Below are 25,502 nucleotides of genomic sequence, written 5' to 3'. Positions count from 1 at the left end.
CGGGGGCGCGCAGAACCGCGCCCCCGGCCGCCCCCACGGTCCTACGCCGGCCGGCGGCCGACCCCGCCCCCCGTACCTGCCTACGGCCGGGTGAGCATGCGCCACCCCGGCGCGTAGTTGCCGTGCAGGATGAGGGACGCCGCCCCCACCGCCCCCACGGCCTCGCCGATCACGCTCTGCTCGACGCTGATGCGCCGGATCACCCGGGCCACCGACGTCGCGTTGACGGCCGCGTCGATCTCCTCGCACAGGATCGGCTCGATACCGCGTACCGCCTCGCCGCCGAGGACGACGCGGCTGACGTCGAGGAGGGCGACCGCACCCCTCGCGGCCTGGCCGAAGCGGCGGCCGGCGCGGCGGACGACATCGACGGCGGCGTCGTCACCGCGGCGGGCGGCCTGGCGCAGGAGTTTCCAGTCCCGGTGCACGCCCTCCGCCGCACCCGTCAGCCCGATGCGCCCGGCGGCGGCGTCCCCGTGCCGTTCGAGCAGGTCGCCGATCACGCCCGCGGGGCTGACGTAGGGCCCGACGCAGTTGGTGCTTCCGCAGTCGCAGGTGATGCCGTCGGCGTCGACGGCGAAGTGGCCGAACTCCCCCGCGTTGCCCGAGTCGCCGTGCAGCACGGTGTTGTTGAGGACGATGCCGGCGCCGACCCCGGTGCCGAGGTAGATGAAAAGGAAGCTGCCGGCCCGGTTCTTCCCGCCGATCCAGCGTTCGCCGATGGCAGCCGCGGTGGCGTCGTTGTCCAGTGCGACCGGGGTGCCGGTGGCCGCGCCGAACATCTCCAGCAGCGGGACCCGCCCCCAGCCGGCCAGGTTCGGGGGTGAGACGACGGCGCCGGCCGGGCCGTCGATCGGTCCCGGCGCCGCGATGCCGGTCCCGAGCAGACGGGCCGGGTCGATCCGCGTCCTCGCGGTGAGCCGCTGCGCCGCGCCGGCGACCCGGGCCACGACATCGGCCGGTTCGCCGCCGTCGGGGAGTTTCACGCGGCGGCTGGCCAGCACCTCCCCCGACAGGTCCACGACCACGATCAGCGCCGCGCCCGGGTCGAGTTGGACGCCGACCGCGTAGGCGCCGTCGGCGCGCGGCGAGAGCAGGGTGCGGCGCTTGCCGCCGCTGGAGGGGGCGTAGCCGGATTCGGAGACCAGGCCCGCGTCGAGCAGCCTGCGCACCACGTTGGAGACGGTCTGACTGGTCAGTCCCGTGAGCGGGGCGAGTTCCACCCGGCTCACCGGGCCCGCGGTGCGTATCGCGTCGAGAACGACCGCCTGGTTGTAGCCCCCGACCCGCGGGAGGTTGGTTCCGCCTTGCGTCACCGCGCGTCGCCTCCTGTCATCCGGCCCTGCACGAAGCGGCGTTCGGCCTCGTCCGCGCCGGAAGTTTACATGTCAGGAGCGTTGACTTACTCCATCCATTGGATTTAGCTTCGCCGACAAGCCAAGGCCCGTGCCCTGGCCGATCGTGGGGCGTCCCGGGCGGCGGGTGCCCCTGGCTTCCCGCGCCCCGCGGGCCGACTCGGGCTCACCCTCCGGAGGTTAAGCGTGCGATCGAGACTCTTCGCAGCTGCCGGCGTCACGGTCATGACGACCGTGCTGGCGACAACGATGTCTGGCTGCGGTTCAGGCTCCTCGGGAAGCTCCGGCAAGACGATCAAGGTCGTCTACCAGCAGCAGCTGAACAACAACAACAAGGTGCAGGCCAACTACCTCGCACCGATGGTCAAGGCGTTCGAGAAGGCCAACCCGGGGACCACCGTCAAGCTGGTGCCCATCACGGCCAGCGAGAACGACTACTACACCAAGATGCAGCTGATGATGCGCTCCCCCTCGACGGCGCCCGACCTGGTCTACGAGGACACCGCCACCATCAACACCGACGTGGCCGCCGGCTACCTCAAGCCGCTGGACGGCTACCTGTCCACCTGGCAGGACTGGGGCAAGTACGCCGACGCCTCGAAGACCGCGATGAAGTACGCGCCCGACGGCAAGACCTACGGCGTCCCGGACAACACCGACACCCGCGGCATCTGGTACAACAAGAAGCTCTTCGCCCAGGCCGGCATACCCGTCCCGTGGCAGCCCAAGACCTGGGACGACGTCCTCAGCGCCGCGCGGCTGATCAAGACCAAGGTGCCCGGTGTCACCCCGCTGAACCTCTACACCGGCACCGCGGGCGGCGAGCAGTCCTCGATGCAGGGCTTCGAGATGCTGCTGTACGGCACCCAGGCAGGCAACGACTCGCTGTACGACACCAAGCAGCAGAAGTGGGTGATCGGCAGCAAGGGCTTCAAGGACGCGCTGGACTTCGTCCACACCGTCTACTCCACCGGCCTGGCCCCGTCCGCGCAGAAGGCGCTCGACCCCAACGTCAGCGCCACCATCGGGACCGAGCTGATCCCGCAGGGCAAGCTCGCGATGGACATCGACGGCTCGTGGATGCCGAACAACTGGATCCGCACCGGTGCGAAGCCGTGGCCCGACTGGCAGGCCACGATGGGCATGGCCGCGATGCCCAGCCAGAGCGGCAACGGCACGGGCAAGGTCAGCATGTCGGGCGGCTGGGCGTGGTCGATCCCCGCGAAGGCCAAGAACCCCGATCTGGCCTGGAAGTTCATCCAGTCGCTGGAGACCGAGGCCGCCTCGGCCCAGTGGAACACCGTGAACGCCACCATCCCGGTGCGCTCGGACGTGGCCGCCGACGCCGGCTACCTCAAGTCGCTTCCCACCAACCAGTTCTTCAGCGCGCTGGTGGCGAACACCTTCTACCGGCCCGGCCTGCCCGCCTACACCCAGGTGTCGACCGCCATCCAGAAGGCCATGGAGTCGGTGACCACCGGCCAGGCGTCGGTCGACAAGGCCGCCGCCACCTTCGACAGCGACGTCAAGACCGCGGTCGGCGGCGACAAGACCGTCCAGGGCGCACAGTGACCACCAGTGCCACCAGCGCGGGTCCGCACCTCGGTGCGGGCAAGGGGGCCGGCGGCGACAACCGCCGGCCCTCCGGCCCGGCCGCGTCCCTGACCGCGCTGCTGCGGGGACTGCCGCTGCTGCCGTCGGCGATCCTGCTGGTGGTGTTCCTGGCCGGGCCGATCGCGTACTGCGTCTACTACGCCTTCACCGACATGCAGCTCACCGGCGCCTCGGGGACCCACTTCGTGGGCTTCGACAACTTCACCCGGGCGCTGAAGGACTCCGACTTCAGCAACGCGGTCGAGCTGACCCTGGTCTTCGTCGTGGGCTCGGCCGTCGTCGGGCAGAACACCCTGGGCCTGGCGCTGGCCGTACTGATGGAGAAGGCCTCCAAACCGGTCCGCTCGATCACCAGCACCGTGGTGATCGCCGCCTGGGTGCTGCCGGAGGTGGTCGCGGGCTACCTGATGTACGCGTTCTTCTTCCAGGAGGGCTCGCTCAACGCGATCCTCGACTTCCTGCACCTTCCGCAGCAGAACTGGCTGTACACGCTGCCGATACTGGCGGTCTGCATCGCCAACGTCTGGCGCGGCACGGCCTTCTCCATGCTCGTGTACTCCGCCGCGCTCAACGATGTGCCGCAGGAACTGGTCGAAGCCGCCGAGGTGGACGGGGCGGGCCCGTGGCAGCGGCTGTGGCGGGTCACCCTGCCGGTCATCCGCCGCTCGGTGATGACCAACCTGATGCTGATCACCCTGCAGACGCTCTCGGTGTTCGGCCTCATCTACACCATGACCCGCGGCGGGCCTGGCAACAAGGCCGAGACGCTGCCGATCTTCATGTACCAGCAGGCGTTCCAGAACAGCCTGATCGGCTACGGCACGGCCATCGCGCTGGTCCTGCTCGTGGTCGGCGCGCTGTTCTCCGCCGTGTACATCCGCATGCTGAAGGTGGAGGAGGACTGATGGCCGTCACCGACAGCCCTCGTGCGGTACGGGCCGGCAAGCGACCGGAGGCGGTGACCGCGGGCCGCTCACAGCAGAGCCGGGCCGCCGCTTCCCGGATCGGCGTGAACGCCGTGCTGCTGGTGTTCTCCGTGGCCTATCTGGTGCCGCTGGTGTGGATGCTGCTGGCGTCGGTCAACTCGCACGCGACGTTCGAACTGTCCGTGCCGTCACCGACGTTCGACAACTTCCACCGCGTGCTGAACTACGACACCGTCTACCGGCCGCTGCTCAACGGGCTGCTGCTGTGCGGCGGCGGCACACTGCTGTGCGTGGTGTGCTCGGTGCTGGCCGCCTATCCGCTGTCGCGGTTCAGGTCCCGGCTGCGCAGGCCGTTCCTCTACACCATCCTCTTCAGCACGGGCCTGCCGATCACCGCGGTCATGATCCCCGTCTACAGCATGTTCGTGCGGGTCGAGCTGATCGACTCGATGCCGGGCACCACGCTGTTCCTGGCCGCCTCGGCGCTGCCGTTCGGGATCTGGCTGATGAAGAACTTCATGGACGGCGTCCCCATCGTGCTGGAGGAGGCGGCCAGGATCGACGGCGCCAACTCCATGCAGGTGCTGTGGCGCATCGTGCTGCCGCTGATGTGGCCGGGCGTCATCGTCGTGACGATCTTCACCTTCATCGGGATGTGGGGCAACTTCTTCGTCCCCTTCATCCTGCTGCTCTCCCCCGAGAAGCTGCCCGCGTCGGTGAACGTCTTCACCTTCCTCAGCGCCCACGACCAGACGCAGTACGGCCAGCTCTCGGCGTTCTCGATCATCTACTCCATCCCCGTGGTGATGCTCTATCTCGTACTCGCCCGCAGGCTCGGCGGCGGATTCGCCCTGGGCGGGGCCCTCAAGGGCTGACGCGCCCGCTCGTCCACCGACACTTCACCGACCCGACGGGAAGGCCCCGCCATGCACAATGACCCCACCATCACCGAGGGCCGGCTCGCCCGCGTACTGAACGAGCGCATCCGCCCGGCCGTGCATGCCCGCTCGGTCCCGCTCACCGTCGCGGTCTGGCACGTGCCCGGCGAACCCGCACCCGTGGCGGCAGCGCTGGCCGCGGACTACGGCCCGGCGCAGGTCGGGGACCGCTGGGGGCCGGCCTGGTCGACCAGCTGGTTCAAAATCACCGGCCGGATACCGCAGGAGTGGGCGGGACTGCCCGTGGAGGCGGTGGTGGACCTCGGCTTCGGCACGACCGAGCCCGGGTTCTCCGCGGAGGGCCTGGTCTACCGGCCGGACGGCACCGCGGTGAAGGCGCTCAACCCGCGCAACACCCACCTGCCCGTCACCGCGGCGGCCGCGGGCGGCGAGCGGTTGACGTACTTCGTGGAGGCCGCGGCGAACCCCGTCGTCATGCACTCGGGTCCCGAGCAGCTGACCTTCCACCCCACGCCGGTCGGCGACCGGGCGAGCTGGCTGCACGACGCGGACGCGCCCGCCGGCGAACCGCTCTACCGGCTGCGCCGGATGGACCTGGCCGTCTTCGACGCCGGTGTCTTCGAACTGGTGCAGGACCTCGACGTGCTGGGCCAGTTGATGCACGAGCTGCCGGAGCAGTCCTCCCGGCGCTGGCAGTTGCTGCGGGCCATCGAGCGCGCCCTGGACGCCGTCGACCTCCGGGACATCAGCGGCACCGCCGCGGCGGCGCGGGCGGCGCTCGCCCCCGCGCTGGCCGCGCCCGCGAGCACCGGGGCGCACCGGATCTCGGCGATCGGGCACGCCCACATCGACTCGGCATGGCTGTGGCCGCTGCGCGAGACGGTCCGCAAGGTGGCGCGCACCGTCTCCAACGTCACCCAGCTCATGGACGACCACCCCGGCTTCCGCTTCGTGATGTCGCAGGCGCAGCAGCTGGCCTGGCTCAAGGAGCACCGGCCCGAGGTCTACGCCCGCGCCCAGGAGAAGGCCAAGACCGGGCAGTTCCTGCCCGCCGGAAGCCTGTGGGTCGAGCCCGACACCAACATCACCGGCGGTGAGTCGCTGGTACGCCAGTTCGTCCACGGCAAGCGCTTCTACCTGGAGGAGTTCGGCGTCGAGACCGAGGAGATGTGGCTGCCGGACACCTTCGGCTACAACGCGGCACTCCCCCAGCTGATGAAACTGGCCGGGGTGCGCTGGTTCCTCACCCAGAAGATCTCCTGGAACACCACCAACAAGTTCCCGCACCACACCTTCTGGTGGGAGGGCATCGACGGCACCAGGATCTTCAGCCACTTCCCGCCGGTCGACACCTACAACAGCGACCTGTCGGGCGCCGAAGTCGCCCACAGCGAGCGCAACTTCCAGGACAAGGCGGGCACCGACCGCTCGCTGATCCCGTTCGGCTACGGCGACGGCGGCGGCGGCCCGACCCGGGAGATGATGGCGCGCGCCGACCGGCTGGCGGACCTGGACGGTTCGCCGCGGGTCGCGGTGGAGGCGCCTGCGGACTTCTTCGCCAAGGCCTTCGCCGACCACCCGGACGCGCCGGTGTGGGTGGGCGAGCTGTACCTGGAGTTCCACCGCGGCACCCTGACCAGCCAGCTCGCCACCAAGCAGGGCAACCGGCGCAGCGAACACCTGCTGCGGGAAGCCGAGTTGTGGGCGGCGACGGCAGCAGCGCGGACCGGTGCCGACTATCCGTACGAGGCGCTCGACCGGCTGTGGAAGACGGTGCTGCTGCACCAGTTCCACGACATCCTGCCGGGCACGTCGATCGCCTGGGTGCACCGGGAGGCGGAGCAGACCTACCGCGAGGTGGCCGCGGAACTGGAGGAGCTGATCGGGGCGGCGCAGCGCGCGCTGGCCGGTCCGCCCGGGCCCGGCGGGGTGGTCTTCAACGCCGCCCCGCACGCGCGCGGCGGCATCCCGGCGCTGGGCGCGGCGCCCAGGACCCGGGAGCCGGCGCGTACCCCGCCGGTGGCCGACGGCGAAGGATTCGTCCTGGACAACGGTCTCGTGCGGGTGGTGGTCGACGGCCGCGGCCTGGTCACCTCCGCGTACGACATCACCGCGGGGCGCGAGGCGCTGGCCCCCGGCGCGGCGGCCAACCTGCTCCAGCTGCACCAGGACTTCCCCAACAAGTGGGACGCCTGGGACATCGACGTCTTCTACCGGAACACGGTGCGCGACCTCACCGAGGCCGACGAGGTGACCGCCGCGGACGGCGGGGTGCGGGTGGTGCGTACGGTCGGCGCGTCACGGATCGTGCAGACCCTGACGCTCGACCAGGGCGCCCGCCGGCTGGACGTGGACACGGTGGTCGACTGGCACGAGCGGGAGAAGCTGCTGAAGGCGGCCTTCCCGCTGGACGTCAGGGCCGCGCACTCCACCGCGGAGATCCCCTTCGGCCAGGTGGAGCGGCCCACGCACACCAACACCAGCTGGGACGCGGCGAAGTTCGAGGTGTGCGCGCACCGCTTCCTGCACGTCGGCGAGCCCGGCTGGGGCGCCGCGCTGGTCAACGACTCGACGTACGGCCACGACATCACCCGTGACGTGCGCCCGGACGGCGGTACGACGACCACGGTGCGGCTCTCGCTGCTGCGCTCGGCCCGCTTCCCCGACCCGGAGGCCGACCAGGGCACCCACCGCCTGCGGTACGCCCTGGTGGTGGGGGTGGAGCCGGCCGACGCGCTGCGCGAGGGCCACCACCTGAACCTGCCCGAGCGGACCGTGCCGGGCAGCGCGGTGGTCGAGCCGCTGGTCGCCGTCGACCGGGACGCAGTGGTGGTCTCGGCGGTCAAGCTGGCCGACGACCGTTCGGGCGATGTCGTGGTACGGCTCTACGAGGCCCACGGCCGCCGGGTGCGCGCGACGCTCACCCCCGGTTTCGCGCTGGGCGGCGCGGTGGTGACCGACCTGCTGGAGCGTCCGCTGCCGGACGACGGCAGCCATGAGGTGGCGGGCTCAGGGGTCCGGCTCACGCTGCGGCCCTTCCAGATCCTCACCCTGCGGCTGACCGCGCGGCAGGGCTGAGGCCCCCGCGCGGAACCGCGTCCGCGGGCATCGCCGGTCGGAGGGGGCCGGCGATGCCCGCGGCCGTTCTCTGCCCCGTCCGATCCGCCGGACGTCCCGCGTCCTGCGCGTCGGACGGTCCTGTGCCGCTCAGCCGCCCAGCTCGCCGGTCAGCGGCACCGCGCGGGACAGGTGGAAGGTGCCGAAGGTGATCAGTGCGATCCCGGCCAGTTCCGGCACGATCCACCAGCCGGTGCGGATGTGCTCGGAGTAGACCAGGACCCCGAGCAGGAGGCTGACGGTCGCGTCACCGAGGGTCAGCGCCGGCTGCGAGGCCGCGATGGACCCCGCCTGGAGGGCGTTCTCCAGCAGGAAGACCGCCGTCACCCCGCACAGCGCGAAGCCGTACGTCTGCCATGCGGCCAGGAAGGCGCCGAAGCCGTCGTCGGAGAAGGTGTTGGCGGCCGACTTCAGCAGGGCGGCGGTCAGCGCGTTGGCCACCGCGGCGCCGAAGCCGAGCAGGGCCGCCCGTGCCGCGCCGGACGGCCGGTGCCTGGCCGACGCCACCGCGACGGCGATCCCCGCCACGCACAGCACGACCGCAGGGATCCAGCGGTACATCGGCGCCTGTTCCGTGCCACCGTCCGGGGCGGCACTGGCCAGCGCCAGCACCAGGCCCGCGACCATGCAGCCGACGGAGATCCAGCCGGACTTGGGCAGCGTGCGGTGCAGCACCGGCAGGGCGATGAGCAGCGCGAAGGGGAGTTCGAGGATGAAGACCGGCTGCGCCAGCGCGAGCGGTCCCGTCACCAGGGCGAGCGCCTGGAAGAGCGCGGCACCGACGACACCGCAGATGCCGAGCACCCACACCGGCTGCTTGACCAGGTCCATCATCAGCCGGGGCCGCAGCGCGTCCTTGGCGGGCACGGCCAGTGCGGCCTTGCGTTGCAGCACCGTCCCGGTCGCGTTGCTCGCCGCCCCGAGGAGCGCGAAGAGCACGCAGAGCACCAGCAGGGTCGGCCTCCGGTGGCGTCGTGGCCCGGCGTCGCGTCAGCGGCCGGGCGAGGAGATCTGTCCGTCCCAGCATCCGCCGAGCCGGCCGCCACACCTGCCATCGGCCGGGCCGACCGGCGCCCCTTCACCCGATCGCGCCAGCGCCCCGGGGGCTTCCCGCCCCCGGGGCGCCCCGTTGCGTGCCCGCGGCGCGCCCGGTCCATGCCGGGGGACGGGCGCGGGCGGGGTCAGGACGCGAAGGCGTCGACTCCGGTCAGCTCGGCCGACAGGGTCCACAGGCGGGCCGCCTCCCCGGGGTCGATCGCGTAGTCGCGGACGCCGCCGCGGGTGCCGTCGGCCGGGGCCGGTTCGGCGATCTCGCAGTCCTCCAGGTACACCCCGCCGAGGCCGTCGAGCGCCGGTGAGGTCGCCGCCCAGACCTGGGTGGCCGCGCCCTCCTGGGTCGACTTGAAGCCGGCCGGGTTCAGCGGCGTGCCGTCCTCGTCGATCCAGCCGCGATCGACCATCTCGGACTTGGGCAGGTGCCGCTGGAGCGGCGTGAGGATGCCGCCGGGGTGCAGCGCGAAGGCGCGGACGCCGCGGTCGCGGGCGAGCGTGTCGAGGTGCCGGGCGAAGAGCACGTTGGCGGTCTTGGCCTGGCCGTAGGCCTGCCACTTGTCGTAACCCTGCTCGAACCCGATGTCGTCCCAGCGGATCGGGGAGTTGTGGTGGCCGCCGGAGGACACCGCCACCACGCGGGCGCCGCCGGGCTCGATCGCCGGCCAGAGCCGGTTGACCAGCGCGAAGTGGCCGAGGTGGTTGGTGGCGAACTGGGCCTCCCAGCCGGGGCCCACCCGGGTCTCGGGGCAGGCCATGACGGCGGCGCTGTTGATGACGATGTCGATGCCGCGGCCGGTGGCGAGGAAGCGGTCGGCGAAGTCGCGGACGCTGTCGAGGTCGGCCAGGTCCAGCTCGTCGACCTCGACCCCCTCGATGCCGGCGAGGGCCTCGGCGGCGACCTCGGGGCGGCGGGCCGGCACCACCACGTGGGCGCCGGCCTTGGCCAGCGACCGGGTGGCCTCCAGGCCGATACCGGAGTAGCCGCCGGTGACGAGCGCGAGCTTTCCGTTCAGGTCGATGCCGCGCAGCACGTCGTCCGCGGTGCTGTGGGCGCCGAAGCCAGAACCGATCGGTTTCTGCGGTGTAGTCATGCCGTCGAGGCTAGGAGCTGAAGTGCGCTCCAACGCAAGTCCGCTTCGGTCAGCGGTGCCGCCTTCGCGTCAGCAGTCCAGCCGCACGGCGGTGACCGACAGTGTGGAAGCGGGGAAGTCCGGCCGCCGCAGCGCGCGCGAGTCGAGGACCGACAGCCGCCAGCCCCCGCGGTCGAAGGAGGCGATCCGCTCCCCCGCGGTCTCGGAGCGCGTGTGCCGGTGCCAGCCGTCACGGCCGAGTGCGGACACCAGGCGGGGGAAATCCTGCGGCACGGTGCCCCACGCGTGCGGCCACCGGGCCTCGCAGACCTCCGGCATGGGCGTGGTGCGTCCCGCGTAGAAGGCCAGGCTGATCATGCTCCGGTCCTGCCGCACCATGCCGAGGCCGGTGAGCACGCCGGCCACGTCCGCCTGGATCTCGCCCTTGTCCATCCGCCCGCTGTCCGGCGCCCCGCCGGACACCGCGGCGGCTCCGTCCGCCGCCATCGGCACCGCGCACACCACCGCGACCGCGGCCACTGCCGCCCACCCCGCCCGCATCCGATCCCCCTCGTCGCCGCGCGTGATCGTTGCGCGCCCGGCGATCATCCCGCACCCCGGGACCGCTGCGCACTGCGGGTCTCGCATCAGGCCACTAGGCTGAACGGCGGACCTGTTCGGAGCGAAACGGGCAGGCCGTGGATGGGGACGGGGATGCCCATGACAGCACCGGACAGCTCACGGCGCGCCGTGCTACTGACCGTCGACGACGACCCGGGAGTCTCCCGCGCGATCGCCCGGGACCTGCGGCGGCGGTACGGCGAGCGCTATCGCGTGGTCCGGGCCGAGTCCGGTGAGTCGGCCCTCGACGCGCTGCGGCAGATGAAGCTGCGCGGCGACCTGGTCGCGGTGATCCTCGCGGACTACCGCATGCCGCAGATGAACGGAATCGAATTCCTCGAGCGGGCCATGGACATCTACCCGGGTGCCCGCCGGATCCTGCTCACCGCCTACGCGGACACCGGCGCCGCGATCGACGCGATCAACGTCATCGACCTGGACCACTACCTGCTCAAGCCGTGGGACCCGCCGGAGGAGAAGCTCTACCCGGTGGTGGACGACCTGCTCGACAGCTGGCTGGCCTCCGACCACCGCCCGGTGCCCGAGACCAAGGTCGTCGGCCACCGCTGGTCGGCCCGCTCGTCCGGGGTCAGGGAATTCCTCGCGCGCAACCAGGTCCCCTACCGCTGGTATCTGTCCGACCAGTCCGAGGGCAGGCGGCTGCTGGAAGCGGCCGGGCACGACGGGATGCGGCTGCCGCTGGTGATCGCGCCCGGCGGCGAGGTGCTCATCGAGCCGTCGGACCAGGACCTGGCCGCGCAGGTCGGCCTGGCGACGACCCCGGCGGAGGAGTTCTACGACCTGGTCGTGATCGGCGCGGGCCCCGCGGGGCTCGGCGCGGCGGTCTACGGCGCCTCCGAGGGCCTGAACACCGTCCTGGTGGAGCGCACCGCGACCGGCGGCCAGGCAGGTCAGAGCGCCAGGATCGAGAACTACCTCGGCTTCCCCGACGGCGTCTCCGGCGCCCAGCTCACCGACCGTGCCCGGCGGCAGGCCACCCGTTTCGGTGCCGAGCTGCTCACGGCGTGCGAGGTCACGGGGCTGGAGGTCAGCGGCCCTGCCCGCACCGTGCGGTTCGCCGACGGCACCTCGGTCTCCGCGCAGAGCGTCATCCTCACCACCGGGGTGGCCTACCGGCTGCTCGACGTGCCGGGGCTGGCCGAGCTGACCGGCCGCGGTGTCTACTACGGCTCGGCGCTGACCGAGGCCGCCGGCTGCGAGGACCAGGACGTCTACATCGTCGGCGGCGCGAATTCGGCGGGCCAGGCCGCGGTCTACCTGTCCAGGGGCGCCAAGTCCGTCACGCTGCTGGTGCGCGGCGCGTCGCTGGAGGCGTCCATGTCGCACTACCTGATCCAGCAGATCACCGCGATACCCACCATCCGGGTCCGCACCAGCACCGTGGTCGCCGCCGCGCACGGCGACGACCACCTCGAAGGCCTGACGCTGCGGGACAGCTCGAACGGCGGCACGGAAATGGTCGACGCGCAGCGGTTGTTCGTCTTCATCGGGGCCGCGCCGCGCACCGACTGGCTGGAAGGGGTGATCCACCGCGACAAGCACGGTTTCGTGATCACCGGACCCGACCTGGCAGCCGAGGGCGAGCGCCCGCCCGGCTGGGAGCCGGACCGGCCCCCGTACCACCTGGAGACCAGCGTGCCCGGGGTCTTCGCCGCGGGTGACGTGCGATCCGAGTCCGCCAAGCGGGTCGCGTCCGCGGTCGGCGAGGGCGCGATGGCCGTGATGCTCGTGCACCGCTATCTGGAGGGGCTGTGATCACCACATGTCCGGAGTGACCGTGACCGGCTCGACGTCGCCCTGCAACCCGGAGGAGCTGCGGTCGCTCTTCCTGTTCGAGCACCTGACGCCCGAGCAGCTGGGCCGGCTGTGCAGTTCCGGCCGGATCGAGACCGCGGAGCCGGGCCCGGTGTACGCCGAGGGCGACCCCGCGACCTGCTTCTACGTCCTGCTCGAGGGCACCGTGGTGACCTCGCGGCAGGTCGGCAACGACGACATCGAGGTGAACCGCACCTCGATGCGGGGGGTGTACGCGGGCGCCTTCCAGGCGTATCTGGGCGACCGGGTGCCGCAGCTGTACACCAACTCGCTGCGGGTCACCGAGCCCTCCCGCTTCTTCGTGCTGGCAGCGGACGAGTTCGCGCAGATCATGCGGGACTGGTTCCCGATGGCCGTACACCTGCTCGAAGGGCTGTTCTTCGGCAACCGCACCTTCCAGCAGGTGGTCAGCCAGCGCGAGCGGCTGCTCGCGCTCGGCTCGCTGTCGGCCGGCCTGACCCACGAGCTGAACAACCCGGCCGCCGCCGCCCTGCGGGCCACCTCGGCGCTGCGCGACCGGGTGGCCGGCATGCGCCACAAGCTCAAGATCCTCACCGGCGGCCCCTACCGGCAGTCCGACCTCGACACGCTGATCAGCGTGCAGGAGCGGGCCGTCGAGCGGATCGCCAAGGCGCAGGACCTGAGCCCGATGGAGGCGTCCGACAAGGAGGACTCGGTCGCCGACTGGCTCGACGACCACGGCATCAGGGGCGGCTGGGACCTCGCACCGGTCTTCGTCCAGGCGGGCCTGGACGAGGAGTGGCTCGAGCAGGTGGCGGCCGCGGTGGACGGCGAGCTGCTGGAGAGCGCGGTGCGGTGGCTGAACTACACCGTGGAGACCGAGCTGCTGATGAACGAGATCGAGGACTCCACGTCCCGGGTCTCCGGCCTCGTCAACGCCGCCCGGCAGTACTCGCAGCTGGACCGGGCGCCCTACCAGGTGGTCGACATCCACGAGCTGCTGGACAGCACCCTGCAGATGCTGGCCGGGAAGATCGGGGCGGAGGTACGGGTGGTCAAGGAGTTCGACCACACGCTGCCGCGCGTCCCGGCCTATCCGGGCGAGCTGAACCAGGTGTGGACGAATCTGATCGACAACGCGGTGTCGGCCATGGACGGGGTGGGCACACTCACCGTGCGCACCTCGCGGGACCACGGCAGGCTTGTGGTGGACTTCCTGGACACCGGTCCCGGGGTCCCGGCGGAGATCCGGCAGCGGATCTTCGAGCCGTTCTTCACCACCAAGCCGGTGGGCCAGGGCACCGGGCTCGGGCTCGACATCTCCTGGCGGATCGTGGTCAACAAGCACCACGGCGACCTGGAGGTCGAGTCGCAGCCGGGCAACACCCGTTTCCGGGTGAGGCTGCCGCTCACCGCCGGTACACCGGAAGCCGAGGAGGCCACGAAATGAGCACGCCACAGACCCCCGGGATCGACCCGGCAGTCCCGCCGAGCGGCGAGGGCTGCACGGAATGCGACAAGGCCGGCGGCTGGTGGCTGCACCTGCGCAGGTGCGCCACCTGCGGGCACGTCGGCTGCTGCGACAGCTCGCCGTCGCAGCACGCCCGCGGGCACGCCGCGGCGACCGGGCACCCGGTGATCAGGACGTACGAACCGGGTGAGAACTGGTTCTGGAACTACGACACGGAGAGTTACGTCGAGGACGGCCCGGAACTGGCGCCGCCGCACAGCCACCCCGCCCACCAGCCCACCCCGGGCCCCGCGGGCCGGGTCCCCGGGGACTGGCAGGCCCATCTGCACTGACGCTTTGTGGAGCGCCCCCGGATGACCACCGCACGAGACCTGCTTTTCGTGGCCATGGACATGCCGTCGACCCGGTCGCTGGAGCGCGGCGACCTGTCGCTGGCGCTGGCCGGGGCCGAGCTGATCGATCTGCTCGGCCTCGGCGTGGCCACGCTCGACGGTGAGTTCGTGCTGCCCACCGGCGGGCAGGAGACCGCAGATCCGCAGCTCGGCCTGGCCGCGGCGGCGCTCGCCCCGGTGGCCGACGGTGAGACCGTCGAGGACTGGCTGTGGCGCAGGGGGCGCGGGCTGCCGGACACGTATCTCGCCGCGTTCGAGGCGGACGGCCTGCTCGGGCGGGAGCAGCGGCGGCGCTTCCTGGTGCTGCGCACCAGCCGGATGGTGCTGGCCGACTCCCCCGGACGGCGGCGCGCGGCGCACCGCTGGGCCGCCGACGAGCCGGTGCTGCTCGCGCTGGCGTCCGCCATCGGCATCTCGGGCCCGCCGCCGGTGCCCGAGCCCCCTCCAGGCCCGGTCGCCACGGTCATCGGCGCGGTGGGGCACGCCGTCGACGAGCTCGCCGCCGAGCGGCGCAGGCGCGAGCGGCGCCTCGACGACGCGCGCCAGACGTACGTCCGCCGCGGTTTCTGATCCCCGCTCCCGCCGGCCCCTGAGCCGAACCGAGGGGTGGCACCGTCAGGCGTCGCGGGAGCGGAGGAGCGCGAGGCCGGTGAGGAGCGCGGCAGCGGACCAGGCGGAGACCACGGCCAGCCCCGGATACGGGCCGATCGGCGGGTCGGAACCCGGGATCGTGGTCTGCACCGCGAGTCCGGCCGTCATGGGACCGATCTGCTGGAGGTGCCGGTACCAGTCCGGGTCGGACACGACCGACGCGAGGATCGGGAAAAGATACAGCAGCCCCAGCACCGCCCCGATCGCCGCGGCGGAATCCCTCACCGCGGTGGCCACGCCCAGGCTGAGCAGCCCGATCAGCACCAGGTAGAGCACCGAGCCGGCCGCGGCCCTGAGCACGGGCCCGTGCGCGGGCGAGAAGCCGGTGAAGCCGTTGCCCGGCAGGATCAGCCGTCCTGCGAGCAGGGAGCCGCCGACGGCGGCGGTGGCGGCGGTGCCCACCAGTGCGGCCACGACGACCGCCTTCGCCGCGAGGACCGCGGCCCTGCGCGGCACCGCGGCGACCGTCGTACGGATCATGCCGGTGCCGTACTCGCCGCTGATCAGCAGGACAGCGAGGACCGCCACCCCGGCCTGGCCGAACCCGACCCCGGTCAGGCTGATCTTCGCCGGATCGCGGGTGCACCCGGTGGCGGGGCAGTGGACGGCCGCGGCCGCGGCGGCGCCCACCGCCGCGGTGAGCACGGCCACCGCCGCGAGCAGCCACAGCAGGCCGGGGAGGGTGCGGACCTTGGTCCACTCGGCGTGCACCGCCTGGCGCAACCCGGTCACGCGTCCCTCCCGCGCAGCAGCACGGCCGCGGCGGCGACCACGGCGGCCGCGTACCCGCACAGCACCGCGAGGCCGGCCCACGGCGCCAGCGGGAAGTAGCCGTCCGCGGGCGTGTAGTCGGCGGTGACCTGCGTGTACCGGTGCAGGCTCTGCTGTACCGCGAAGGCGGCGGCGGGCGTGAGCCGGGTCAGCCAGCGGGAGGGTCCGGCGGGCAGCACCGCGGCCACCGCGAGGATGTACGGCAGCACGATCGCGACGACGACCGCGGTGACGGCGCCGGCGCTGCGCCGCAGGACCGAGCCGAGCGCCAGCGCGAGGACGGCGGTGACCGCGAAGAGCGCGGCCGTCCCGACGATCACCCGTACCTCGGTCGCGAAGGGCACCCGGTGCAGTGGGAAGCCCTTGGACTTCTCCACCGCCCCGACCAGCGGTACGGCGATCACGGCGGCGGCGAGGCCGGTCACGAAGGAGACCGCGCCGATCACGGCGGCCTTCGCGGCCAGCACCCGGCCGCGCCGGGGGCTCGCGGTGAGAGTGGTGCGGATCAGGCCGCGACGGTATTCGGCGGTGACGAACATCGTGGCCACCACGGTCACCACCACCAGCCCCGCGAAAACGCCGACGAGGCTGTTCTCGATGGTCTTGCCGGGTGATCCCCGCCCTGGCACCGCGGGGGCGACATCGCCGCTGCCGGTCAGCGTGTAGGTCCCGCCGGCCTGCCGGTATCCGAGGTCGGAGGCGCCCTGGGCGCCGGGTCCCCGGCCGGTACCGCCGACGAGGTCGCCGCGCCAGCCGCCGCCGGTCGTGCCCCGCAGGGTCAGGGAGTCGAAGGCGGCGGTGGCCTTGCTCGGCCCGCCGTCGCTGCTCGACCCGCCGGGCGAGGTGCTGGTCACGACGTATTCGGGCGAGGTGGCGAAGAGCCCCACCTGGACCGTCGCGGGCAGCTGCGCCAGGTGGGCGGTGCCGATCGCCCGCCAGTGCGTGCCGTCGGCCGAGTCGTAGCCGGTGAGGGTGTCGCCCGTGCGGGTCAGCCGGAGCCAGCGCGGGGACGACGCCGAGACCGCTCCCGGCGAACCGGCCAGGTCGTGGGTGTAGTCGTACTGCATCCGCACCCCGTGGGCACCGGTGAGTGCCACCGCCGCGTAGGCGGAGCCCTGCCCGGTGCCGTCCTTGACGATGACCCCGGCCTTCGCCCAGGGCTGTACTCCGGCCTCCATGCCGGTGGCGGGGCCGGCGCCCGTCTCGGACCTGCCGTCCGGCGCGTACAGGCCGGTCAGCGAGGTGATCCGGGCGGTGATGGCGCCGTCCCCGGTGAGCGACCTGTGCACCAGCGTCATCGAGTCGCGGACCTCCTCGCCGCCTGGACCGGTCAGCGGGGTGTGGTCGCACGCGGCTCCTGCGGGGCCGCTGCACCTCATGCTGCTGCCCGTCGCGCCCAGCAGCCCCACCGCGACGGTGACCAGGCAGGCGACGAGCATGCCGATCACCCAGCCGCGCACGGTCCTGAACTTGGTCCATTCGGCGTGCAGCAGCCGCGGGAAGCCGCCGCGGCCCACGGGTTGCGCCGAGCGGTACGCGGTGGTCGTCACCGGGTGCCTCCCGACTGGAACTCGACGGCGTCACGGGTGAGTTCCATGTACGCCTCCTCCAAGGTGGCCCGGTGCGCGCCGATCTCGGAGAACGGCACGTCGGCCCGGCCGAGCAGGGCCGCGACGCGCTGCGAGGCGATCCCCGACACCGTCAGCGTCTCGGAGCCGGTGGCCGCGACGACGGCGCCGGCCTGGGCGAGCACCGTCATCGCCTGGGCGCGTGCGGTGGTGCGCAGCGTGACCCGGTCGCCCGAGGCCGCCGCGATCAGGTCGGCGACGCTGGTGTCGGCGATGACCCTGCCGCGGCCGACGACCAGCAGGTGATGGGCGGTGTCCTGGAGTTCGCTCATCAGGTGGCTGGACACCAGCACCGCGCGGCCCTCGGCCGCCAGCGAGCGCAGCAGGCCCCGCATCCAGACGATGCCCTCGGGGTCCATGCCGTTGAACGGCTCGTCCATGATCAGCACCGGTGGGTCGCCCAGCAGGGCGGCGGCGATGCCGAGCCGCTGGCGCATGCCGAGCGAGAAGCCGCCGGCCTTGCGCCGGGCCGCGGGCCCCAGGCCGGCGAACTCGACGACCTCGTCGACCCTGCGGGCCGACAGCCCCTGCGAGTGGGCGAGCCACAGCAGGTGGCCGCGGGCGCTGCGGCTGGGTTGCAGGGCCCCGGCGTCCAGCAGCGAGCCCACGTGGCTGAGCGGATTGCGCAGTTCCCGGTAGCGCGCGCCGCCGATCAGGGCGGTGCCCTCGTCGGCCGCGTCGAGGCCGAGTATCACCCGCATCGTGGTGGACTTGCCCGCGCCGTTCGGCCCCACGAACCCGGTGATCCGCCCGGGTGTGACGGTGAACGTCATCCCGTCCAGCGCCGGCGTGGGCCCGAACCGCTTGCGCAGCCCTGAGACTTCGATGGTTGCTTCCATACGCCGAAGGCTAGGGAGGCGGGCGCGCCGGATCGTCCCGCCGTGGAGCGGTCCTTGCCGTCACCACCAGGGGGGACGGAAGGGCCCGGTGTCCCCCCTGGGATGTACGGCGAAGTCCCTGGCCGGGAGGACGCGGTGGGCCGCCGAGGGCGGCCACAATGCTGTGGTGAGGCTGACGGAGAACAGGCGGGTGCGGGAGTTCGCCGCGTCCCCGCACGCTGCCGCGGTGACCGCCGCGCTGCTCGCGGCTGCCGCGGTGACCGAGGCGACCGTGCGGGCCGCCGTGATCGGCGTGTACGGCCAGTCGCTGACGGTGGGCCTGCTCGCGGTCGCCGTGCTGGCCCTGACCACGACGGTCCCGCCGGCTTTCCTCTCCGCCCCCGCGTCCGCCGCGGCGGTCGCGGCGGCCGCCGCCCTGTCCCTCACCGCCTTCCGCACCCTGACGGCGGCGGGCGCGGTGACGCTGGCGCTGAGCCTCCACCAGCTGACCTCCAGCGCCCCAGCGGGCGGTGCCCGCAAGGGGCGCGGGGAGGTGGGCGCCCAGCCGCGCCGGCGCGGGAGACGGGATTCGACCGGCACGGGCACCCCGCGGGGGGCGCGGGGCACCGAGCGTCCGCCCGAGGCGGACCGCGGGCGCGATACCGAGCGAAACCGTGTCGGCCGCGGAATCGGCGATCGCACCCTCCAAGGCCTCGCGCTGGCCCTGCCGTTCACCGCCGTCGCCCTGCTCGACGCCCGGTTGTCCGGCGAGGCCCGCGTCCTGGCGGTGCTCGTCGCGTCCGCGGCCCCGGCCGCCGCGCTGGCAGGGGCAGCCACGGCTGCCAGAGCCGAGGCCCGGGTGCACGGCGCGGCCCGCCGGATCATCGCGCAGAGCCTGCTCGAACACACCGCCCGCGGCGAACGCGCCCGTATAGCCCGCGAGTTGCACGATGTGGTCGCGCACCACATCTCGGTGATCGCGGTCCAGGCGGAGACCGCCCGGCTGACCACCCCCGGTATGCCCGCCGCGGGCGCCGCACGCCTCTCCGAGATCGGTGACACCGCGCGTGCGGGCCTGACCGAGATGCGGCGCCTGCTCGGCGTACTGCGGCAGGATGCCGAGGTGGCGACCGCGGAGCGGCGCCCGCAGCCGGGGCTCCAGCAGCTCAACGAGCTGCTCGACGAGGCCAGGTGCGCATCCGGCGCCGGGGTCCGGCTGATCGTGTCGGGCCCGGCCACCGCACTGGACCCGGGCGTCGAGCTGGCCGCCTTCCGCATCGTCCAGGAAGCCCTGACCAACGTACGGCGGCATGCCCGCGGCGCGGCGGTCGACGTCGAACTCCACTACACGGCAGAGTCCCTGAGGCTGCGGGTCAGGGACAACGGCCCGGGTCCGGCCCCGGCGGCGCGGGCCGGAGGGCACGGCCTGCCCGGCATGCGGGAGCGCGCGGCGGCGGCCGGCGGCACGCTGCGGACCGGCCGGGCGGCGGGCGGCGGCTTCCTGATCGAGGCCTCGCTGCCCGTCGGCGTGGATATGGTGGCCGGGTGACGACCGCTCCCCCGCCCGTGCGGATCCTGGTCGCCGACGACCACCATGTGGTGCGCACCGGGTTCGCGGCGCTGCTGGACACCCAGCAGGACTTCACCGTCGTCGGCACCGCGTGCGACGGGGCGGAGGCGGTCTCCGCGTGCGGCGAGCTGGCCCCCGACGTGGTGCTGATGGACGTCCGCATGCCGGTCATGGACGGCATCGAGGCGACCCGGCGGCTGGCCGGGGCGGGGCAGGGCTCGCCGCGCATCCTCATCCTCACCACCTTCGACCTCGACGCCTACGTCTATGACGCGCTGTGCGCCGGGGCGAGCGGATTCCTGCTCAAGGACGTGACCGCGGAACGCCTCTTCGACGCGGTCAGGGTCGTGGCGGCAGGTGAGGCCCTGCTCGCGCCGGGCGTCACCCGCCGGCTGATCGCCGAGTTCACCCGGCTCCGCCCGGCTGCCGGAACCCGCTCGACCCCGGAACTTGCCGCTCTCACCCCGCGTGAGACGGAGGTGCTGCGGCTGGTCGCCGAGGGCCTGTCCAACGGGGAGCTGGCCGCACGGCTCACGGTCACGGAGGAGACGGTGAAGACGCACGTCAGCCGGATCCTGGCCAAGCTCGGTCTGCGCGACCGCACCCAGGCCGTGGTGACGGCGTACGAGACGGGCCTCGTGACGCCCTCGCGCGGCCCGCACGGGGCCGGGTGACCGCGCCCGGATACATGCGGCGCGGAGGCGGTGCGGGCCCGCGCGGACGCGGTGCGGGCTGCCGGATCCGCGCGGCCCGCACCGGACGGGCTCAGGCAGGGGCGCCGCGTCCCGGCCCACGGGGCGTGGCCAGGATCTCGCGGCCGCGGGCCGGGGTGATCAGCTGGGCCAGTATCGGGTCGGCGAACAGGGATATCGGGGCGATGTGGTCCTCGCACACCGGGCGCCACAGGCGCAGCGCCGCCAGCAGGTCCGGCCATGCCTGCGCGCAGGCCGCCTCGCGGGCCGCCCCGAGCACGGAAGGGTCGGACAGGGGGTCGGGCCGGTGCGCAGGGCCGTTGCCCGAGTGGCGGATCACGACGATCGCCCGCCCGGGGTCCTGCGGCGGGTCGGGGGCCTGGAAGGCCGGGTGCGCGGCGAGCCGGGCGGCGACGGCGTGGACGGCCGCGTCGAAGTCGGGATCGCCGAAGGAGGGCCGGAAGCCCGGCTCGGCGGCGCGTGCCTCGTGGTCCGCGATGAGCGCCCGCACCGGCTCTGGTGCCGCCTCCTTGAGCCGCGGCAGTGGCCGCAGGTCGTGGGGGTGGGCGAGCTGCTCGTGCCGGACCAGCAGCGGCAGGAATTCCGCGGCGAACAGGGGGCCGAACCGCGGATCGTCATCCTGCGCGCCACGCCACATCAGGTTCGCGATCCCGGCGCGCCATTCGCCGAGCATGGCTTTCATCTGCATGCTCAGCAGGTCGGCGCGTGCGCGCCCGAAGGTGTGCGCCTCGGCGAAGACCGCGAGCGGCCCGTCGACCGCACCGGCCAGCGCGTCGCGGCGAGCCCGTTCCACCTCGGCGTCCCAGTGGTCCCGGGTGGCGCCTGCCGGCCTGCGCAAGCCGTGGAAGGACACCCACTGCCGGTGCATGAGGTCGCGGAAGGAGCTGTGCCACTCCGGCCCCTCACCCGACCAGGAGGCGAGCCAGTAGGCCGCCCACTCGCCGTCGTCGTCCTGGTCGTCCGGGTCGAGGAACATGACGGCGGCGTCGCCTTCGAGTGACAGGCGCAGTGAGCGGGCGAGGACCTTCGCCTCCCGGACGCCGACGCCCTCGTCGTCGTCCTCGTCAGCCTCGTCGTCGTCAGCCTCGTCCTCGTCAGCCTCGTCGCCGTCCTCCTCATCCCCCTCGTCGTCGTCCTCCGCGAAGTCCTCCGCGACCCCTTCCCACGCCTCGATCCAGCTGCGGTCGGGGGTGTCCCGCAGCCATTCCAGCTCCGTGGCACCCGCCAGCCGGTCGATGAAGGGCCCCGCGTTCCGCCACCCGTCGGTGACGAGCAGGAAGTCCCTCAGCGAGGGCGGCAGCCGGCGCCCCAGCCGGGCCTCCGCCTCGGCGAGCCCGGCCTCGGTCGCCGGCGCGAACCCGAGCCAGGTGTCCGCCACGACCTCGGGTGCGAGCGGGATGTCCCGCTCCGGGTCGTGGACCGCGATCCACTCCTCGCTCCACCGCTCGAGAAACGGTCGCCACTGCGTACGCTCGTCCATCGCCCCGCCACCCCTCGGTCCCTGCCGTCCGGTCCCACCCCACCACAGGGGTCCGACAACGGCCCTGGCAGGCCCGTGGGGCGACGTCCGTTTTCCGCCGGAACCGCGGCCGGGGAAGGGGCACAGTCGAAGGTGAGACAGTACGTCGTACGAAGGGGGCCACCATGACCGTCCACACCACGATCGACAGCCCTGTCGGTCCGCTCCTGCTGGTCGGCGAGGAGTCCGCGGAGCCCGGCGGGCGCACCGCGCTGAGCTGGCTGACGATGGCCGGGCAGAAGAACGCGCCGGCGATCCGGCCGGAGTGGGTCCACCGCCCGGCGGCGTTCACCGACGCCGCCCGGCAGCTCGACGCGTACTTCGCCGGGGAGCTGACCGTCTTCGACATCCCGTTCGCCGACAGCGGTACCGGCTCGGAATTCCGGCAGCGGATCTGGGAGGAGCTGGAGTCCATTCCGTACGGGACGACCACGACGTACGGCGAGATCGCCCGCCGCCTGGGCGTGCCGCGGGCGGAGGTCCGTGCGCTGGGCGCGGCGATCGGCGCGAACCCGGTGTCCGTCGTGCGGCCCTGCCACCGGGTGATCGGCGCCGACGGGTCGCTGCGGGGCTACGCGGGCGGCCTGGAGCGCAAGCGCGAGCTGCTGACCCTGGAGGGCGCGCTCCAGCCGATGCTCGGCTGACCCGCCGGCCCCGCGCGGCGCGCGGCTGTCAGGAGCGCCGCGAGCCGCGCGGGCGGAAGGGCGGGATCGCGGGGCCCTCGGGAAGGAGTTCGGTGGTCACGAAGGCGGTGACGGCCGCGAGGATGACGATCGGCAGCGAGCCGGTGTGGCCGATGACGAGGGCGACCAGGACCACCGCGCTGACCGGGAGCCGCAGAGCCGCCGTGGTGGACGCGGCCATGCCCGCCGACATGGCGGGGACGACGCCGAAGCCGGGCAGCGGGGCGAGCAGCACGCCGGTCGCCGCGCCGAGGAAGATCGCGGGGAAGATCGGTCCGCCGCGCAGGCTGCCGAGGCTGACCGCGTAGGCCGCCGACTTGAAGGCCAGCACCGCGATCAGCGCGCCCACCGGCCAGGAGTGCGGGTCCGTGGCCAGTTGCGGCAGGGTGGCCTGGCCGGACAGGGCGACGTCGGTCGGTGAGCGTCCGGTGATGGCGGCGTAGAGCGACGCGCAGGCCCCGGCGGCCAGCGCGCACAGCACGATGGTGCGCAGCGGGTCGGCCGCGACGGCGACCGCGGTGCGGCGGCCGGTCAGCATCACGTAGTGGATCACGACGCCGATCAGCAATGCCATCAGCACCGACCACACCACGTCGCCGGTGTCGAGCAGCGGCGGGGCCGGCAGGCCGATGGCGAGGCTGCCGGTCTTGAAGCCGGTCCAGTGACCGAATCCGGTGAAGACGATGGCGCCGACGCCGCTGGACAGCAGTGCGGGCAGCATGACGGCGAAGAGCTGCGCGCCGCCGACGCCGGCGACCTCCATCAGCAGGACGGCGGCGACCAGCGGGTTGCCGAAGATCGCGGAGATGGCCGCGGCGGAGCCCGCGGCCCCGACCAGGGCGGTGCTCGCCGGTGTCGCCGGGGCGCGGGCCAGGTCGCGGAAGAGCAGGGCGAGGCCGCCGCCGAGGGCGATGAGCGGGGCCTCGGGACCGAGGACGACACCGAAGGGCAGGCAGAACAGGGCGGCCAGGATCACGCCGGGAATCGCCTTTTCCGTGGCGCCGCCCGAGTGCAGCCCGGCCGCCGGGATGTGCCCGCCGCGGCCGGGGAAGCGCAGCACGACCAGGCTGGTGCCGAGACCGGCGACGGCGGCCAGCGGCAGCGGCCACCACCAGGCCGGCTGCTTCCTGCCGAGGTGGTGCGGCCAGTCGCTCCAGATGAGCCGCTCCAGCTCGTGCAGGCCGGCCAGGAAGAAGAACGCGACCAGCGACACCGGGATGCCGATCAGCGCGCAGAAGACCAGTGCCCGGCGGTATTCGGGGCGGCGCAGCATCTCCCGCAGCGCGTCCGCCTCTTTCGGCTGGTTGCCCGGCGGGGCGTCGGCGGGGGCCGACTGCTGCTCGGTGATGGGTTCTCTCCTGGCTCGGCTCGGTGCCGTGGCTGCCCGGCGCCGCCGCGGGCGGCCCGGTGCGCACCCCGGGGCGTGCGGCGGACGCGGGCCGGGGGGCGGGGTGGTACGCCGGCGTCCGGCGGCAGCGCGAGACTAACCGGTGGTGGCGGCGCGGGCGGCCCGCGCCACGCGGCGGGCGCGGCGAAATCCGCCGCGCAGGCGCCAGGGCGGCTCGCGAAGCGCCGCCATCCGCGCCCGCGGGCCGCGCGGGTGCGTTGGGGCCCGCCTTACGCCACCCGCTGGACTGCGACCATCGCCACGTCGTCGCCGAGCCGCCGTCCGACGTGGTGGAGCAGATCGGCGGTGAGCTCGTCGAGCAGGTCGTCGGGCGGCAGCCCCGACCAGCCGGCGAGCCGGTCGACGAGCGGGTAGAAGTCGCCGAGGACGTCACGGGCCTCGATGACGCCGTCGGTGTAGAGCAGCAGCACGTCGCCGACGGCGAGCTCGTACCGGTCGACGTGCTGCGCCTCGGTGGTCAGGTCGCCCAGGCCGAGAGGTACGGCCGGCTGGCAGGTGTCGAGTTCGAGCACGTCGTCGTGGTGCAGCAGGACCGGCGAGGGGTGCCCGCAGTTCACGACCCTGATGCTGTCGCCGTCCGCGGCCACGTCCACCAGCACGGCGGTGACGAAGCGCTCCGGATAGTTGGCGGTCGTGGGTGTGGCGCTCTGTTCGGCATCCCCCGGCTGGGGCGGCGGGACGTCCGCGAGTTCGATCAGGTCCTCGCGCAGGTTCCGGTCGAGGTAGCCGGGCACGGCGGGCAGCGGGGTGTGATGGCGGGCGGCGCGGCGGAAGGCCCCGAGCAGCCCGCTGGCGACTTCGACGGCGGCCAGCCCCTTGCCCTGGACGTCGCCGACCATCACCCGTACCCGGCCTTCACCGAGGTCGGCGGCGGCGTAGAGGTCGCCGCCGATGGCTGCCTCCTGGTCGGCGGCCATGTAGGTCGAGGCGATGGCGAGCCGGCCGAGCCGTTCAGGCAGCGGGCGCAGCAGTGCCCGCTGGGTGACTCCGGCCACCCAGCGGGCCTGGGCCAGCTGGCGCTCGCGCCTCCTGCGGACTCTGGCCGTGATGACGGAGGCCGTGCCGACCAGGGCGGCGGTGGCGAGGGTGACGGGAAAGTTGAGGGCGCCGATCTGGCCGTTCCCCATGGCCGCGACCACCAGGCAGGGGAACGCGGCCAGGGCGACGACCAGCACCGCTGCGGGCCTGAGGAAGGAGGCGCACACCGCGGGGACCGCGACCATCAGGCCGCCGATCCGCAGCTCCGGCCCGCCGAGCTGGTCGATGAGCAGCAGCAGCCCGAGGAGGAGCAGCGGTGCCGCGAGCCGGGCCGCCGGCGAACGGGCGAGCCTCGGCATGCGCGGCCCGTCCGCAGTGCCGCTCGGTGCCATAGGTCAAAAATACTCCCGCGGGCCGTGCGCCACCTGTCCATGGCGGCGGTCCGGCG

At 73.2% G+C, this 25,502-nt stretch carries 21 protein-coding genes; 11 read left to right on the top strand and 10 right to left on the bottom strand.

The genetic code is table 11. The features are described 5' to 3' along the window. Positions 1–80: 80 nt before the first annotated feature. Positions 81–1,316 (bottom strand): ROK family protein, encoded by a 1,236-nt coding sequence (locus ACGFMP_RS19265; protein ID WP_393673728.1) that lies wholly within the window; start codon positions 1,314–1,316, stop codon positions 81–83. A 225-nt stretch (positions 1,317–1,541) separates the two neighbouring features. On the opposite strand from ACGFMP_RS19265, the gene ACGFMP_RS19260 reads away from it, so the two are divergent. The 4 genes from ACGFMP_RS19260 to ACGFMP_RS19245 are packed head-to-tail and all read left to right on the top strand — an operon-like array spanning position 1,542 to position 7,872. Next, on the top strand, positions 1,542–2,927 hold the full coding sequence (locus ACGFMP_RS19260; RefSeq protein WP_393673726.1) for an extracellular solute-binding protein: 1,386 nt from the start codon (positions 1,542–1,544) through the stop codon (positions 2,925–2,927). Next, positions 2,924–3,874, top strand: coding sequence for a carbohydrate ABC transporter permease (locus ACGFMP_RS19255; protein WP_393673724.1), 951 nt, complete (start codon positions 2,924–2,926; stop codon positions 3,872–3,874). Before ACGFMP_RS19260 ends, ACGFMP_RS19255 begins: the two co-directional genes overlap by 4 nt. Next, positions 3,874–4,770 carry a carbohydrate ABC transporter permease gene (locus ACGFMP_RS19250; RefSeq protein ID WP_393673723.1) on the top strand — a complete coding sequence of 299 codons (897 nt, stop codon included), beginning with the start codon at positions 3,874–3,876 and terminating at the stop codon, positions 4,768–4,770. Before ACGFMP_RS19255 ends, ACGFMP_RS19250 begins: the two co-directional genes overlap by 1 nt. A gap of 51 nt (positions 4,771–4,821) precedes the next feature. Then, positions 4,822–7,872, top strand: a complete 3,051-nt coding sequence (locus ACGFMP_RS19245) for an alpha-mannosidase (protein ID WP_393673721.1) — start codon at positions 4,822–4,824, stop codon at positions 7,870–7,872. Positions 7,873–8,001: 129 nt separating this feature from the next. Here ACGFMP_RS19245 and ACGFMP_RS19240 read toward each other — a convergent pair whose 3' ends face one another. The 3 genes from ACGFMP_RS19240 to ACGFMP_RS19230 form a co-directional block, all read right to left on the bottom strand. Beyond that, on the bottom strand, positions 8,002–8,865 hold the full coding sequence (locus tag ACGFMP_RS19240) for a DMT family transporter (protein WP_393673790.1): 864 nt from the start codon (positions 8,863–8,865) through the stop codon (positions 8,002–8,004). Between the two features lie 227 nt (positions 8,866–9,092). Continuing rightward, on the bottom strand, positions 9,093–10,055 hold the full coding sequence (locus ACGFMP_RS19235; RefSeq protein WP_393673720.1) for an SDR family NAD(P)-dependent oxidoreductase: 963 nt from the start codon (positions 10,053–10,055) through the stop codon (positions 9,093–9,095). A 69-nt stretch (positions 10,056–10,124) separates the two neighbouring features. Then, complete coding sequence (locus tag ACGFMP_RS19230) at positions 10,125–10,595, bottom strand: hypothetical protein (protein WP_393673719.1); 471 nt, start codon at positions 10,593–10,595, stop codon at positions 10,125–10,127. A 159-nt stretch (positions 10,596–10,754) separates the two neighbouring features. Between ACGFMP_RS19230 and ACGFMP_RS19225 the strand changes: the two genes are divergently transcribed. From ACGFMP_RS19225 to ACGFMP_RS19210, 4 genes are read left to right on the top strand one after another with little or no spacing between them, the layout of a single operon-like run. Next, positions 10,755–12,431, top strand: a complete 1,677-nt coding sequence (locus ACGFMP_RS19225; RefSeq protein ID WP_393673718.1) for an FAD-dependent oxidoreductase — start codon at positions 10,755–10,757, stop codon at positions 12,429–12,431. Between the two features lie 7 nt (positions 12,432–12,438). Further along, complete coding sequence (locus tag ACGFMP_RS19220) at positions 12,439–13,902, top strand: ATP-binding protein (RefSeq protein WP_393673716.1); 1,464 nt, start codon at positions 12,439–12,441, stop codon at positions 13,900–13,902. Further along, positions 13,899–14,255: a UBP-type zinc finger domain-containing protein gene (locus tag ACGFMP_RS19215; RefSeq protein ID WP_393673715.1), complete on the top strand. Its 357-nt coding sequence runs from the start codon at positions 13,899–13,901 to the stop codon at positions 14,253–14,255. Before ACGFMP_RS19220 ends, ACGFMP_RS19215 begins: the two co-directional genes overlap by 4 nt. Positions 14,256–14,276: 21 nt before the next feature. Next, positions 14,277–14,885 (top strand): GPP34 family phosphoprotein, encoded by a 609-nt coding sequence (locus tag ACGFMP_RS19210; protein ID WP_393673714.1) that lies wholly within the window; start codon positions 14,277–14,279, stop codon positions 14,883–14,885. A gap of 45 nt (positions 14,886–14,930) precedes the next feature. Here the strand turns inward: ACGFMP_RS19210 and ACGFMP_RS19205 are convergent, their stop codons facing one another. From ACGFMP_RS19205 to ACGFMP_RS19195, 3 genes are read right to left on the bottom strand one after another with little or no spacing between them, the layout of a single operon-like run. After that, positions 14,931–15,698, bottom strand: a complete 768-nt coding sequence (locus ACGFMP_RS19205) for an ABC transporter permease (protein ID WP_393673713.1) — start codon at positions 15,696–15,698, stop codon at positions 14,931–14,933. Next, positions 15,695–17,287: an ABC transporter permease subunit gene (locus ACGFMP_RS19200; protein WP_393673712.1), complete on the bottom strand. Its 1,593-nt coding sequence runs from the start codon at positions 17,285–17,287 to the stop codon at positions 15,695–15,697. Before ACGFMP_RS19200 ends, ACGFMP_RS19205 begins: the two co-directional genes overlap by 4 nt. Then, complete coding sequence (locus ACGFMP_RS19195; RefSeq protein WP_393673710.1) at positions 17,284–18,204, bottom strand: ABC transporter ATP-binding protein; 921 nt, start codon at positions 18,202–18,204, stop codon at positions 17,284–17,286. Before ACGFMP_RS19195 ends, ACGFMP_RS19200 begins: the two co-directional genes overlap by 4 nt. Before the next feature lie 166 nt (positions 18,205–18,370). Between ACGFMP_RS19195 and ACGFMP_RS19190 the strand changes: the two genes are divergently transcribed. Continuing rightward, complete coding sequence (locus ACGFMP_RS19190) at positions 18,371–19,732, top strand: sensor histidine kinase (protein ID WP_393673709.1); 1,362 nt, start codon at positions 18,371–18,373, stop codon at positions 19,730–19,732. Further along, positions 19,729–20,427 carry a response regulator gene (locus ACGFMP_RS19185; RefSeq protein ID WP_393673708.1) on the top strand — a complete coding sequence of 233 codons (699 nt, stop codon included), beginning with the start codon at positions 19,729–19,731 and terminating at the stop codon, positions 20,425–20,427. Before ACGFMP_RS19190 ends, ACGFMP_RS19185 begins: the two co-directional genes overlap by 4 nt. A 91-nt stretch (positions 20,428–20,518) precedes the next feature. On the opposite strand, the gene ACGFMP_RS19180 is transcribed toward ACGFMP_RS19185, so the two are convergent. After that, entirely contained in the window at positions 20,519–21,946 is a 1,428-nt protein-coding gene (locus tag ACGFMP_RS19180; protein WP_393673706.1) for an SMI1/KNR4 family protein, read from the bottom strand. A 164-nt stretch (positions 21,947–22,110) separates the two neighbouring features. Here ACGFMP_RS19180 and ACGFMP_RS19175 point away from each other — a divergent pair, with 164 nt between their 5' ends. Then, a complete protein-coding gene (locus tag ACGFMP_RS19175; RefSeq protein WP_393673704.1) occupies positions 22,111–22,629 on the top strand; it encodes a methylated-DNA--[protein]-cysteine S-methyltransferase in 519 nt (172 codons plus the stop codon). 28 nt (positions 22,630–22,657) lie between these two features. Here ACGFMP_RS19175 and ACGFMP_RS19170 read toward each other — a convergent pair whose 3' ends face one another. Continuing rightward, a complete protein-coding gene (locus ACGFMP_RS19170) occupies positions 22,658–23,941 on the bottom strand; it encodes a chloride channel protein (protein WP_393673702.1) in 1,284 nt (427 codons plus the stop codon). 344 nt (positions 23,942–24,285) lie between these two features. After that, the gene (locus ACGFMP_RS19165) at positions 24,286–25,446 is read right to left on the bottom strand and encodes a PP2C family protein-serine/threonine phosphatase (protein WP_393673700.1); all 1,161 of its coding nucleotides are present in this window, start codon (positions 25,444–25,446) and stop codon (positions 24,286–24,288) included. Positions 25,447–25,502: the final 56 nt, after the last annotated feature.

The sequence above is a fragment of the Streptomyces sp. NPDC049040 genome, from assembly GCF_043197715.1.
GTDB lineage: Bacteria > Actinomycetota > Actinomycetes > Streptomycetales > Streptomycetaceae > Actinacidiphila.
This window is presented reverse-complemented; position numbering and strand designations above follow the sequence as displayed.

Bases quoted from the DNA above. Each gene is read 5' to 3' on its own strand.
- ACGFMP_RS19250 (WP_393673723.1), top strand. From the start codon at position 3,874: ATGGCCGTCACCGACAGCCCTCGTGCGGTACGGGCCGGCAAGCGACCG.
- ACGFMP_RS19245 (WP_393673721.1), top strand. From the start codon at position 4,822: ATGCACAATGACCCCACCATCACCGAGGGCCGGCTCGCCCGCGTACTG.
- ACGFMP_RS19235 (WP_393673720.1), bottom strand. From the start codon at position 10,055: ATGACTACACCGCAGAAACCGATCGGTTCTGGCTTCGGCGCCCACAGC.
- ACGFMP_RS19230 (WP_393673719.1), bottom strand. From the start codon at position 10,595: ATGCGGGCGGGGTGGGCGGCAGTGGCCGCGGTCGCGGTGGTGTGCGCG.
- ACGFMP_RS19225 (WP_393673718.1), top strand. From the start codon at position 10,755: ATGACAGCACCGGACAGCTCACGGCGCGCCGTGCTACTGACCGTCGAC.
- ACGFMP_RS19220 (WP_393673716.1), top strand. From the start codon at position 12,439: ATGTCCGGAGTGACCGTGACCGGCTCGACGTCGCCCTGCAACCCGGAG.
- ACGFMP_RS19215 (WP_393673715.1), top strand. From the start codon at position 13,899: ATGAGCACGCCACAGACCCCCGGGATCGACCCGGCAGTCCCGCCGAGC.
- ACGFMP_RS19210 (WP_393673714.1), top strand. From the start codon at position 14,277: ATGACCACCGCACGAGACCTGCTTTTCGTGGCCATGGACATGCCGTCG.
- ACGFMP_RS19195 (WP_393673710.1), bottom strand. From the start codon at position 18,204: ATGGAAGCAACCATCGAAGTCTCAGGGCTGCGCAAGCGGTTCGGGCCC.
- ACGFMP_RS19180 (WP_393673706.1), bottom strand. From the start codon at position 21,946: ATGGACGAGCGTACGCAGTGGCGACCGTTTCTCGAGCGGTGGAGCGAG.
- ACGFMP_RS19175 (WP_393673704.1), top strand. From the start codon at position 22,111: ATGACCGTCCACACCACGATCGACAGCCCTGTCGGTCCGCTCCTGCTG.
- ACGFMP_RS19170 (WP_393673702.1), bottom strand. From the start codon at position 23,941: ATGCTGCGCCGCCCCGAATACCGCCGGGCACTGGTCTTCTGCGCGCTG.
- ACGFMP_RS19165 (WP_393673700.1), bottom strand. From the start codon at position 25,446: ATGGCACCGAGCGGCACTGCGGACGGGCCGCGCATGCCGAGGCTCGCC.